Raw genomic sequence first — 11,689 nt, 5'->3', positions numbered from 1 at the left:
AACAATAAGGGAGAAAAGTATGAGCAGTACAGAAATACTGAATATTAAAAAGAATATACTCGATAAACTGTCAAAACGTCAGTTGAAAGATGCTTTTGAGCTATTAACAAAATTGGTTGTAAATGTACAGGACTGGAGAATATCCGAAAGATTGTCGGAACTTGAGACCAACTACACCTATATGCTCCATTATCAGTTCGAGGGACTGGAAGATACCCAAAAGGATACTATATATAATAATATCCTGCGGACACTATATGAAATAACAGATGATTCGTCAGACGAACTGCTTTCGATAGACTCTTCCAATTTATTCTATGAACGTTTGAGAATAATGGCTGCACGTCCGGTTATAACATTCAGTGATTTCATAAAACAGCTGAAAGAAATATCAGCATCCTTATCTGTCCTTGAATTACTTGATGACAGCGAAACCTCACGCATACAGAAGAGAGATCTGGCAATCAAAAGAGAGCGAATAGGCTCTGACATGTTTAACTTTGTATTTACTTCACCGAGAGCAAATGTCGGTGACGAAGAAGAATATTTAAGTTTTATATCTAATCAGGATGTTCCTGTCCGTGAAAAGAGCTTATTTATATCAGCAATAACGATGAGTCTTTTTCATCGGTTCGATTCAGGCAAAGTAACTGTACTTATCGAAGCTTGTAAAGCCAGCGATATAACCATCAGACAAAGAGCGATAGTCGGGTTGATCATCGTCCTACAGATGTATGACAAGAGATGGAAACTGTATCCCGAATGCCACTTCAGACTTGAAGCGCTGATTGAAAATGATTCATTCAAAAAATCAATTCTAACTGTGGTTAAGCAATTGATCAGATCAAGAGAGACTGAAGAAATCAGCCGCAAATTGACAGAGGAAATCATTCCTGAAATGATGAAATTCAATTCTCTCGCAGGAAAAAAGCTCAATATGGAGGACTTAATGGGTGAAACCGATTTTGCCGATAAGAATCCTGATTGGAAAAAGGAACTCGAAAACTCGGGATTGGCAAATAAACTGCAAGAATATTCGAGTCTTCAGATGGAAGGAGCCGATGTTTTTCATTCGACTTTTGCCAATCTCAAGAATTTTACATTCTTCGGAGATATGAGCAACTGGTTTTTACCTTTCGATACAACTTATTCTGAACTGCAAACCATATTTTCGAGCAAAGAGGGCACTAGCGGATTCCTTCAAACAGCTGTTCTCAATTCCGGGCACATGTGTAATTCGGATAAATACTCTTTTGCTTTGAGCCTGTTACAAATTCCTTCAGCTCAACGCGAAATGATGTCCATGCGATTCAATGAAGAATCCGAACAATTGAAGGAATTACAAAGGGACGCAGAATCCCTTAACCCGACAATTGCCGAAGATGTAATTTCAAATCAATATATACAGGATTTGTACCGATTTTTCAAACTATATCCATACCGGAGCAACTTTTTTGACATATTTACTCTACGATTAAATTTTTATGATCTGAATTCGATATCCCCACTCATTGCAGGAAAAGAAAACATGCTGCAGATAGCTAATTTCTGTTTCGACAAAAACTTCTTTTCGGATGCTTTACCAGTATATCAAAAACTCGTCAAAATTCACATCGAAGACTCTGACATATGGCAAAAGATCGGATACTGTAAGCAGATATTAAACGATTTGCAAGGTGCACTGGATGCTTATCTGCAAGCGGAAGTATTTTCGCCTAATAATTCATGGATAATTAAGCGGATTGCGCAAACATACCGCTCTCTAAAAGATCCGAAACATTCTCTTGAGTATTACCAAAGGGCAGCACAATTAAATCCAAACAATCTGAATCTTGAATTAAATATCGGTCACTGTTATTTAGAATTAGGAGAATATGAACAAGCTCTGAACTGCTATTTCAAGGTAGAAGTACTCGAAACCAAAAGTAATAAAGCATGGCGTCCGATAGCATGGACTGCTTTTCTTCTGCGGAAGTTTGATGTTGCCGAGAAATATTATCAACAAATATTATCAGACAAGCCCAACGCTCATGATTTCCTGAATGCAGGACATGTACAATTATGCCTAAACAATAAAAAAACAGCTCTTAGCCATTATTTAAATGTGATATCAAAACTTTCGGGATTCGATCAGTTCCTAAAATTATTTGAGGACGACAAGGCAGAACTAATATCCGCAGGAATAGATGAGTCATTCTTGCCCCTTCTATTTGATGAGATCAGATACAAGCTCGATTGAAATATTATAAGGCTTTAATTTTAATCACAAGGAATTCCATATAAATCCAAACCATCCGACCAGATAAGATTAACTCCCTTATCTGGTTCTATTTTAAATGCCATCCGAGACGGGAAAAAACATTTAGTATCTTCCGACAGGTTCTGATTCCATTTAAAATCATCACTATAAGCCAGATACAAATCGCCTATATTTGCGAATACCACCACTGAAGTCTGGTCTTTATAATCCGCTTCGATGTTATCGAAATATTGGTTTATCTTTTGCTCGGCATCTTTATACTCTTTTCCGTATACAATATCCAGCTTCTGATCTGTTGCTAAAACAGGATGTCCATTTTGCTTTACATCGAAATTCTGTAGCGGAAAAGCAAATACATTAGTCATACATTCATCCAAGGCTAATGTTATGTCTTTTATTTTAGACTTAGAATATCCTTTTAAACCATATATGTAGTATTCGTTTTCAATAAGGGGCAAGAGTTCTTTTGATAATTTCTTATTAATCATCAATTTATAGACACCTGTAGTGTCATAATAATGAAGTGTCGTAAATTTTTTATTGTCATACAAGCTAGAATAAAATTCGGCACGAATAGAATCCGACTCATCAATACTATTAAATACTTCATCTAACAAAGTGATATCATCTTCCGATTCTGCTTGATTAATTACTAATGCTGTTGTTTTGGGAGACAGCTCATAAACCGAGAAAAAATGAATTTCGGTCTGATCATTTTTCGATAATACAGACATGCTCACCAACAAACAAATAAGTAGTAAATACCCCTTCAATGCTTTTTTCATACAATAGATATAATATTCAGAAAAATTAACAAACAAATGTAATAAATATCCGGAGCAGAAAACTATTAGATAAGATAAAATAATGGACAGGACATAATAAAAGGAGATTTTTCACAAAACCTCCTTTTATGAGTTAATTTAGGTATTAGTGTTTAAGGTAAAAAGATTGTTTTAGGTTATCGATACAAAGGAAAAGATTTCCGGCTTATACACCAAATAAAAAAACATATTCTACAACATATAATATTATCAAATTATAAGAAATATTTTTAATATTTTAATATGTGTCAAATACACCCTATCAATATTTTCTTCTTTGTTCGATATAATATATCTTTACGATCAAAAGTACAGATTTTCGACTAAAAAATCGGATATTTGGCTACTGTTTAAATATAATTTGCAAAATATAAAGAATGAAGAAGGTTTTATTTCTGCTTTTTATGGCTGCAATATCTTTTCCGAATGGATTTGCCTGTACAAATCTATTAGTGGGAAAAGCAGCCTCCACAGACGGATCTACATTAGTATCCTACTCTGCCGACTCTTACGCGTTATACGGAGAACTGTATCATTGGCCGGCTAAAACTTACACTAAAGATGAAATGCTGAAAGTGTATGAATGGGACACCGGAAAATATTTAGGTGAAATAAAACAAGCCGCACAGACCTACAATGTAGTAGGAAACACCAATGAGCATCAACTTACAATTGCCGAAACTACATTCGGCGGACGTGAAGAATTAGTTGATCCTGCCGGAATTATAGATTACGGCAGCTTAATATACATAACACTTCAACGTGCAAAAAACGCCAAAGAAGCGATTAAAGTAATGACCGACCTGGTTAATGAATATGGATACGCCAGCAGCGGTGAATCATTTTCTATTGCAGACCCGAATGAAATATGGGTGCTTGAAATGATCGGAAAAGGAAAAGACCGAAAAGGAGCAGTGTGGGCTGCCGTACGGATTCCGGACGATTGTATATCAGCACATGCAAACCAATCTCGGATACAGCAGTTTCCTCTGAATGATACAAAAAACTGTATTTATTCGAAAGATGTAATATCATTTGCTAAGGAAAAAGGATATTATTCGGGCAAAGATGCAGACTTCAGCTTTGCGAAAGCATACAACCCGCTCGATTTCGGAGGACAACGTTTTTGCGAAGCCCGTGTCTGGAGCTTTTTCAACCGCTACAATAAGGACATGGCTAAATTTGTGACTTACGCACAGGGTAAAACACAAGACCCGATGCCATTATACATCAAACCAGACAGAAAACTGAGCTTGAGTGATGTACAAGCGATGATGAGAGATCATTATGAAGATACTCCTCTTGACGGACGTTACGATGCCGGAGCAGGACCATTCGAATCACCATACAGATGGGCTCCTCTCGAATGGAAATCAGATTCTGTAAAATATTGTAACGAACGTCCAATATCGACACAGCAAACCGGTTTTGTATTTGTTTCACAAATGCGCTCATGGCTACCCAATGCAATCGGAGGCGTACTTTGGTTTGGAGTAGATGATGCCGCTATGACTGTATTCACACCGATGTATTGTTCTATCACCGAAACTCCTGAATGTTACAGAATTGGCAATGGAGATTTGTATACCTTCTCTTGGACTTCCGGATTTTGGATCCACAACTGGGTGTCTAATATGGTATATAACAAGTACAACTATATGTACCCTGAGGTACAGAAAGTGCAACAGGAACTGGAAGGCAAATTCATTTCTCAACAAGCAGAAATCGAAGCAAAAGCAAAACAACTATATGCTGAATCTCCCGACAAAGCCATAGCTTTCTTAACTGCTTACAGCACAGAAGAAGCCCAATTTGCATTCGACAGATGGAAAAAACTAGGAGAATTCCTTACTATAAAATATATGGACGGAGTAGTTCGTAAAGAAAAAGACGGACAATTTATCCGCAACGAGCATGGAGGTCCATCTTCACCGCAGCGTGTTGGATACCCGCAAAACTATTATGATAAAGTGGCTAAAGAAACAGGAGACAAGTATAAAATACATTAACATTACTAAGGTCGCAGACCTTTCTATAACAAAAGCCGCAGAGATATATCACTGCGGCTTTTTAGTAAATGAAAGAATTTAATGATATATTTTCAAGTTAAACAAACTTAGTCGGTTATACTTGCCAAAGTAATAAATAGGTCTGTGACCTTATTTTATATATCCAATTTTATTATTTTTGTAGATAAAGCAATTTTTATATCATATTATGAAAACAAAGGCAACATATAAATGCCGGATTGTAATTAAAATAGGGAGTAATGTATTAGGGCGTAAAGACGGCTCTCTCGATATAACAAGAATGTCGGCACTGGTAGACCAAATGGCTGAACTCCGCAAACTCGGATACGAGATTATACTGGTTTCATCGGGTGCGGTTGCGTCCGGCAAATCGGCTCTGAAGCCCAAAAACAAATTGGATCTGGTCTCAGCCCGTCAGTTATATTCTGCGGTAGGACAGGTAAGGCTGATAAATCAGTATTACACGTTGTTCGATCATTACAACATAGTGTGCGGACAGATTTTGGCTACAAAAGAAGATTTTGCGACAAGACGCCATTACCTGAATCAGCGAAACTGTATGACTGTCATGCTGGAGAATGGGATTATCCCTATTGTAAACGAAAACGATACCATTTCGGTCAATGAATTGATGTTTACCGATAACGATGAACTATCGGGACTGGTAGCGACCATGATGAATTGCCGGACTCTCATTATACTCAGCAATATAGATGGTATTTTCGATGGAAATCCGGCGGATCCCAAATCGAAAGTCATACTAGAAATAGATACAAAAAAAGACAATATAGAAGACTATATACAAACATCTAAATCGAGTGCAGGACGTGGAGGAATGCAGACAAAGTACAACATTGCCCGCAAAATAGCCGAAGAAGGTGTTGAAGTGATTATAGCCAATGGTAAAAAGGATAACATATTGCCTGATTTATTAACTAAACCGCAAACAATATGTACCCGATTCAATCCTTCTTCAAAAAGAGTATCGACTGTAAAAAAATGGATCGCCCACTCCGAAAGTTTTGCCAAAGGTGAGATACACATCAATAACGGAGCGAAAGAGGTATTGACGGGCAATAAAGCAGTAAGCCTTTTGCCGGTTGGAATTACTAATGTTATAGGTACATTCGAGGCTGATGATATTGTAAAGATTATAGATGAATCTGGAAAACAAATAGGCGTAGGCAGAACAGCTTTTGACAACGAAGGAGTAACAAAACTTATAGGACATAATAATTCGAAACCAATTATACATTACGATTACTTATATATTGACAAATAAAAGTTATGGATGATACGGAGAAGCTGTTTGAAGCAGCAAAGAAAGCAAGCAAAGATCTTTTGCTGCTTAGCAACGAACAGATAAATAATATATTGGAGGCTATAGCCAAAGAAACAGAAAAGAGTTTTTTTCATATTCTTTCCGAAAATCAAAAAGATTTACAGCGGATGGATAAGGAAAATCCTAAGTACGACCGCCTGAAATTGACTGAAGACCGTTTGAAAGGCATAGTAAGCGATATACGCAATGTAGCAACACTACCCTCTCCGGTTGGACGTATGCTTGACGACCGTCATTTAGAAAATGGATTACACCTGATAAAAAAAACGGCGCCGTTTGGCGTTGTTGGTGTAATTTTTGAGGCCAGACCCAATGTTTCGTTCGATGTTTTTTCTTTGTGTTTCAAATCAGGCAATGCCTGTATCCTGAAAGGTGGTTCGGATGCATACTTCTCGAATCAGGCTATTGTCGAAATTATTCGTAATATACTTGACGAAAAAGGGCTCAACCCAAATATATGCGTTCTTCTGCCAAAAGAGAGAGAAGTTATAGATCAGTTGTTGAACGCACGGAAATATGTCGATCTGATTATTCCCCGCGGAGGAAGCTCTCTGATCAATTATGTGAGAGAAAATGCACACATACCTGTTATTGAAACAGGTGCAGGCGTTTGCCATACTTATTTCCATACCAGCGGAGACCGTGACATAGCACGAAAGATCATACATAATGCCAAAACCAGGCGTGTAAGCGTTTGCAATACGCTAGACTGTCTCATTATAGACAAGGAACGATTATCAGATTTACCTTATCTTTGTGAAGAACTGTCTAACGATAATGTGACAATCTTCGCAGACAAATTGGCATACAATGTATTATCGGGCAGTTATCCCGAAAAATTATTAGCCGAAGCCACCGACGAAAGTTTCGGTACTGAATTTTTAGATTATAAAATGGCTGTAAAAACAGTCAATAATATAAACGAAGCTATTGCCCATATATCGGCATACGGATCACAGCACAGCGAAGCTATTATCGCAGCAGATATATCAGCCAGCCAATTATTCGAAACCCTGATAGATGCTGCATGTGTTTATGTTAACGCATCAACTGCATTTACGGATGGAGCTCAATTCGGATTAGGAGCCGAAATAGGTATCAGCACGCAAAAAATGCACGCAAGAGGGCCAATGGCTTTACAGGAATTATGCAGTTATAAGTGGCTTGTTGAAGGGAACGGACAAACAAGAAATCCTTAGAATGAAAAAGAAAAATAATAAAAACAGAAAAATAACAATAGAAGACTATATAAAAGCTGTAAAAAAAGCAGACAGGGAAATACAAATCGAAAATTCGACAGGATGGTCTGCCACAACAAAGGTACACAAGAGTAAAAAAATATACGACAGGAAAAGAGCCAGGGACAGCTACAACGAAGAATACTAAGAATGAAGGAAAGGAATATAACACTCGATTACTTTAAGATTATATTAAGTATTTTAGTTATTAATATACACGCACCATTTGTATCCATTTATCCACCGACTGACAGCGGATTCTGGTCTCAGTTGGGATATGTATCCGGATGGTTCTTTTCGCATGGAATAACTAAAATAGCAGTTCCTTTATTCTTTATTATTAATGGTTTTTTTCTGGACCTGAGTAATACTTCGAAAGTTATAAAGTATATAAAACGACTCTTTATAATGTATATAGCATGGGCTCTGTTTTATTTGCCTATGTATTATCCTTATTTGGATACCGCGACATTCATCCGGGTATTTGCCACAGGATTTTTTCACTTATGGTATTTACCGGGGCTTATTGGAGCAATCGTTATACTTTTCTTTGTGAATAAGATTATCAAAAATAAGATTATTTTAATACTTATAGCTATTATCCTTTTCGGTATTGGTTATATGATACAAATGAAAGACCCGTATACCAATGTCGAAATGATCAAATACCGCAATTGTTTATTCTTTGGATTTCCGTTTGTCTTATTTGGCTATCTGCTTAAGACATTCAATATTAAACAATTAAAAAGCACAGTTATCATTCTCATAACAATAGGTTTTGTATTTCTGATGTCCGAATCCTACCTGTATATGATACAGCAAAAGACGAACAACCTAATGTTTTCGTTGCTAATCTTATGTCCGGCATTGTTTATTTTCGTTTTACAGCACAGTAAGACAGGTATAGATAAAAGCGAAGGTGTTATCAGCCAGTTATCAACGGCTGTATATTATATACACCCTATGGTGCTCAGATGGACATCTTTATTATTCGCTGTAAATATTATATCATTTCCTTATATTGTTATAACTTCGCTGGTTACAGGCGTATTGCTGATTAAATGCAACAAGTATTTTAAAATTCTACTATAAACCGAAATGAACAGTTTATCACATATATCAGACCTTCTTGAGTCTAAATCAAATACACTCCCGATCAATAAAAATGAGTTGGAAGAGGCTCTGGACACAATCTTTCAGCAACTATTATTTCCAATATGCAAAAGTAACAGATGCTCTACACGCCCTCTGCACTTTGTGTTTTCGATACTGCTGGAAAACATCTCCAATTTAATGGGACGTGAGAAAGCCGAAATAATAGTTGAATCTTTCATCTCAGGATTACCCGATTTACAACATAAACTGTATAACGAAGCCAAATGCTATGTCCAGAACGACCCCGCAGCCCGCAGCATAGAAGAAGTTATTCTTACATATCCCGGATTCTATGCTCTATCGGTACATAGGATTTCTCACATTCTGTTCGAACAGGGAGTTCCCATTATCCCCCGTTTGTTTTCGGAACATGCACATTCGCAAGTAGGTATAGATATACACCCCGGAGCACACATCGGAAATAACTTTTATATCGACCACGGCACAGGCATTGTTATTGGAGAAACTACTCAGATAGGCGAAAATGTCAAAATTTATCAAGGAGTAACTCTCGGAGCTTTATTTGTAAACAAAGACTTAAAAGGTAAAAAGAGACACCCGACCATCGAGGATAATGTTGTAATATATGCAGGTGCAACTATTTTGGGAGGCGGAACTATTATCGGACATGATTCAACCATCGGGGGGAATGTTTGGCTGACAAAAAGCATCGTCCCCTATTCTATCGTGTTCAATCATTCGGAAGCCAGAATTAAAACGACTCAGGATTTCGGGGATCTGGATTCTTTCAATTATACAATATAGGTCTTATTATAGTTGAGAAGTAAACAAGCTGATATGCATTCCTACTCGTCAACTTGTTCATTGATTTAATAAAAGGTCTGAGACCTTTTCAAGATAAATATTTGTAAGCCTTTGTAATATTTTTCTATCTTTGCGATCTTAAATATCATATCAGCTTATTAATAAGCATAACTGAATAATTTTAATAATCTAAATACATTTTATGGCAACTACTGCAGATATAAGAAACGGTATGTGTATTGACATCGAAGGTCAATATTATGTAGTGATAGAATTCCTTCATGTAAAACCAGGTAAAGGAGCTGCTTTTGTGAGAACAAAAATGCGCAGTGTTACAACAGGCCGTATTCTTGAGAGAACATTCAACGCAGGAATCAAATTAGATGAAGTACGTATCGAAAGACGTCCATATCAATATCTATACAAAGATGATATGGGATATAATTTCATGAATAACGAAACATTCGAACAAGTTTCTATTCCCGGAAATCAGATTGACGGGGTGGCTTTCCTTAAGGAAGGTGATACAATAGAAGTACAGGTGCATGCTGAAACAGAAACTATTCTTACAGCCGAACTACCTCAGAATGTTGTATTGCAAATTACATACACCGAACCCGGACTGAAAGGTGACACCGCAACCAACACATTAAAACCTGCGACCGTAGAAACCGGTGCAGAAGTGCGTGTACCTTTATTCATAAACGAAGGTGAAAAAATCAAAATCAATACTCGTGACGGATCTTACGTTGAAAGAGTAAAAGAATAAGAAGATCATTTGATATTCCGAAAGATCGTGTTTAGCTTTGTGCCAAACACGATTTTTTTATACAACACTTGATCTTTTATGAACAACTCGACACAAAAACTACGTATAACAGACTGGGCTGAAGAAGACCGTCCACGTGAAAAACTCCTGATGAAGGGAGTGCAGACTCTGTCTGACGCAGAACTTTTGGCAATACTTATCGGATCGGGAAATAAGAATGAAACGGCTGTAGAACTATCACAACGGATATTACACTTCGTAAAAAACAATCTAAATTCCTTAGGACGATTATCAATAAATGAACTAATCAACAACTTTAACGGTATAGGAGAAGCTAAAGCTATCACCATTATTGCAGCCCTCGAATTAGGAAGACGAAGAAAAGATTCCGAGAGAGAAAAAATGGCTCAGATAAAATCCAGTATAGATATCTTCAATCTATTCCAGCCTATTTTAGGAGATTTACCTCACGAAGAAAGCTGGATATTATTATTAAATTCAGCTAACAAGATTATAAAAAGATTACAGGTAAGCAAAGGCGGTCTGAATGGAATAACGATAGACATACGCATGATAATGAAGGAATCAATCGAAAGTCTGGCAACCGGTATCATACTTGTACACAATCATCCATCGGGCAATTTAACACCAAGCAGGGAAGATGATGATATTACGACTAAACTCAGTGTTGCATCATCATTTGTCGATATCCAGATGATAGATCATGTGATTATTACAGATGATGGATTTTATAGCTATAAAGACGAAAACAGGATTATCTGAATAGAACTAACATCATTGCTTTTCTATATCAGACAATCAAAATTCTTTATCAATAGCAGAATAAAGATATTTATTCCTTAAATTTGCTTTTTATTAAGGCTTCAGGCCTTTTTATAGCTTTGGTTACTAAAAATAAGCAAAGCCTGTTATGAACCCAAATATATCATTTGATACATTTTATTACTTAATTTCAAAATTATGGATAATAATATAATGCAACTAGAAGAGGAAATAGTACGTATGCTGAAAACAGTATATGATCCTGAAATTCCTGTAAATATATACGATTTAGGCTTAGTTTATAATGTTGATGTCGATGAAGAAAAAAATGTAACCATTACTATGACATTGACTGCGCCGAACTGTCCGGCTGCTGATTTTATACTCGAAGACGTTCGTTTAAAACTCGAATCAATCAAAAGCCTCAAAAACGTAATTGTCAATCTGACTTTTGAGCCCGAATGGAATAAAGATATGCTTAGTGAAGAAGCTAAACTCGAACTTGGGTTCTTATAATTTAAGG

At 36.7% G+C, this 11,689-nt stretch carries 11 protein-coding genes; 10 read left to right on the top strand and 1 reads right to left on the bottom strand.

The features are described from left to right. The first annotated feature begins 19 nt into the window (after positions 1-19). A complete protein-coding gene (locus tag K322_RS0100575) occupies positions 20-2,239 on the top strand; it encodes a tetratricopeptide repeat protein (protein WP_026625103.1) in 2,220 nt (739 codons plus the stop codon). Positions 2,240-2,259: 20 nt separating this feature from the next. On the opposite strand, the gene K322_RS0100570 is transcribed toward K322_RS0100575, so the two are convergent. Further along, on the bottom strand, positions 2,260-3,045 hold the full coding sequence (locus K322_RS0100570; RefSeq protein WP_035330981.1) for a hypothetical protein: 786 nt from the start codon (positions 3,043-3,045) through the stop codon (positions 2,260-2,262). Positions 3,046-3,461: 416 nt separating this feature from the next. Between K322_RS0100570 and K322_RS0100565 the strand changes: the two genes are divergently transcribed. From K322_RS0100565 to K322_RS0100525, 9 genes are all read left to right on the top strand, one after another. Continuing rightward, positions 3,462-5,093 (top strand): C69 family dipeptidase, encoded by a 1,632-nt coding sequence (locus tag K322_RS0100565; protein WP_026625101.1) that lies wholly within the window; start codon positions 3,462-3,464, stop codon positions 5,091-5,093. A gap of 208 nt (positions 5,094-5,301) precedes the next feature. After that, entirely contained in the window at positions 5,302-6,396 is a 1,095-nt protein-coding gene (gene proB / locus K322_RS0100560; protein WP_026625100.1) for a glutamate 5-kinase, read from the top strand. Between the two features lie 5 nt (positions 6,397-6,401). Continuing rightward, positions 6,402-7,655 carry a glutamate-5-semialdehyde dehydrogenase gene (locus K322_RS0100555; protein WP_026625099.1) on the top strand — a complete coding sequence of 418 codons (1,254 nt, stop codon included), beginning with the start codon at positions 6,402-6,404 and terminating at the stop codon, positions 7,653-7,655. 1 nt (position 7,656) lies between these two features. Beyond that, complete coding sequence (locus K322_RS0100550) at positions 7,657-7,842, top strand: hypothetical protein (protein WP_026625098.1); 186 nt, start codon at positions 7,657-7,659, stop codon at positions 7,840-7,842. Between the two features lie 2 nt (positions 7,843-7,844). After that, positions 7,845-8,786: an acyltransferase family protein gene (locus K322_RS0100545; RefSeq protein ID WP_026625097.1), complete on the top strand. Its 942-nt coding sequence runs from the start codon at positions 7,845-7,847 to the stop codon at positions 8,784-8,786. A 6-nt stretch (positions 8,787-8,792) separates the two neighbouring features. Next, on the top strand, positions 8,793-9,614 hold the full coding sequence (epsC, locus tag K322_RS0100540; RefSeq protein WP_026625096.1) for a serine O-acetyltransferase EpsC: 822 nt from the start codon (positions 8,793-8,795) through the stop codon (positions 9,612-9,614). 202 nt (positions 9,615-9,816) lie between these two features. Then, the gene (gene efp / locus K322_RS0100535; protein ID WP_026625095.1) at positions 9,817-10,383 is read left to right on the top strand and encodes an elongation factor P; all 567 of its coding nucleotides are present in this window, start codon (positions 9,817-9,819) and stop codon (positions 10,381-10,383) included. 78 nt (positions 10,384-10,461) lie between these two features. Then, positions 10,462-11,166, top strand: coding sequence for a RadC family protein (gene radC / locus K322_RS0100530; RefSeq protein ID WP_026625094.1), 705 nt, complete (start codon positions 10,462-10,464; stop codon positions 11,164-11,166). A gap of 198 nt (positions 11,167-11,364) precedes the next feature. After that, positions 11,365-11,682, top strand: coding sequence for a metal-sulfur cluster assembly factor (locus K322_RS0100525; protein WP_026625093.1), 318 nt, complete (start codon positions 11,365-11,367; stop codon positions 11,680-11,682). Positions 11,683-11,689: the final 7 nt, after the last annotated feature.

Origin of the sequence: Indolivaga capnocytophagoides DSM 22835, from assembly GCF_000426485.1 — a bacterium.
Classification (GTDB): domain Bacteria; phylum Bacteroidota; class Bacteroidia; order Bacteroidales; family Dysgonomonadaceae; genus Dysgonomonas_A; species Dysgonomonas_A capnocytophagoides.
Note: the sequence above shows the minus strand (reverse complement) of the source record. Positions and strands in the feature narration are given on the sequence as shown.

Bases quoted from the DNA above. Each gene is read 5' to 3' on its own strand.
- radC (WP_026625094.1), top strand. From the start codon at position 10,462: ATGAACAACTCGACACAAAAACTACGTATAACAGACTGGGCTGAAGAA.
- K322_RS0100525 (WP_026625093.1), top strand. From the start codon at position 11,365: ATGGATAATAATATAATGCAACTAGAAGAGGAAATAGTACGTATGCTG.
- K322_RS0100550 (WP_026625098.1), top strand. From the start codon at position 7,657: ATGAAAAAGAAAAATAATAAAAACAGAAAAATAACAATAGAAGACTAT.
- K322_RS0100575 (WP_026625103.1), top strand. From the start codon at position 20: ATGAGCAGTACAGAAATACTGAATATTAAAAAGAATATACTCGATAAA.
- K322_RS0100555 (WP_026625099.1), top strand. From the start codon at position 6,402: ATGGATGATACGGAGAAGCTGTTTGAAGCAGCAAAGAAAGCAAGCAAA.
- efp (WP_026625095.1), top strand. From the start codon at position 9,817: ATGGCAACTACTGCAGATATAAGAAACGGTATGTGTATTGACATCGAA.
- K322_RS0100545 (WP_026625097.1), top strand. From the start codon at position 7,845: ATGAAGGAAAGGAATATAACACTCGATTACTTTAAGATTATATTAAGT.
- K322_RS0100570 (WP_035330981.1), bottom strand. From the start codon at position 3,045: ATGAAAAAAGCATTGAAGGGGTATTTACTACTTATTTGTTTGTTGGTG.
- proB (WP_026625100.1), top strand. From the start codon at position 5,302: ATGAAAACAAAGGCAACATATAAATGCCGGATTGTAATTAAAATAGGG.
- epsC (WP_026625096.1), top strand. From the start codon at position 8,793: ATGAACAGTTTATCACATATATCAGACCTTCTTGAGTCTAAATCAAAT.
- K322_RS0100565 (WP_026625101.1), top strand. From the start codon at position 3,462: ATGAAGAAGGTTTTATTTCTGCTTTTTATGGCTGCAATATCTTTTCCG.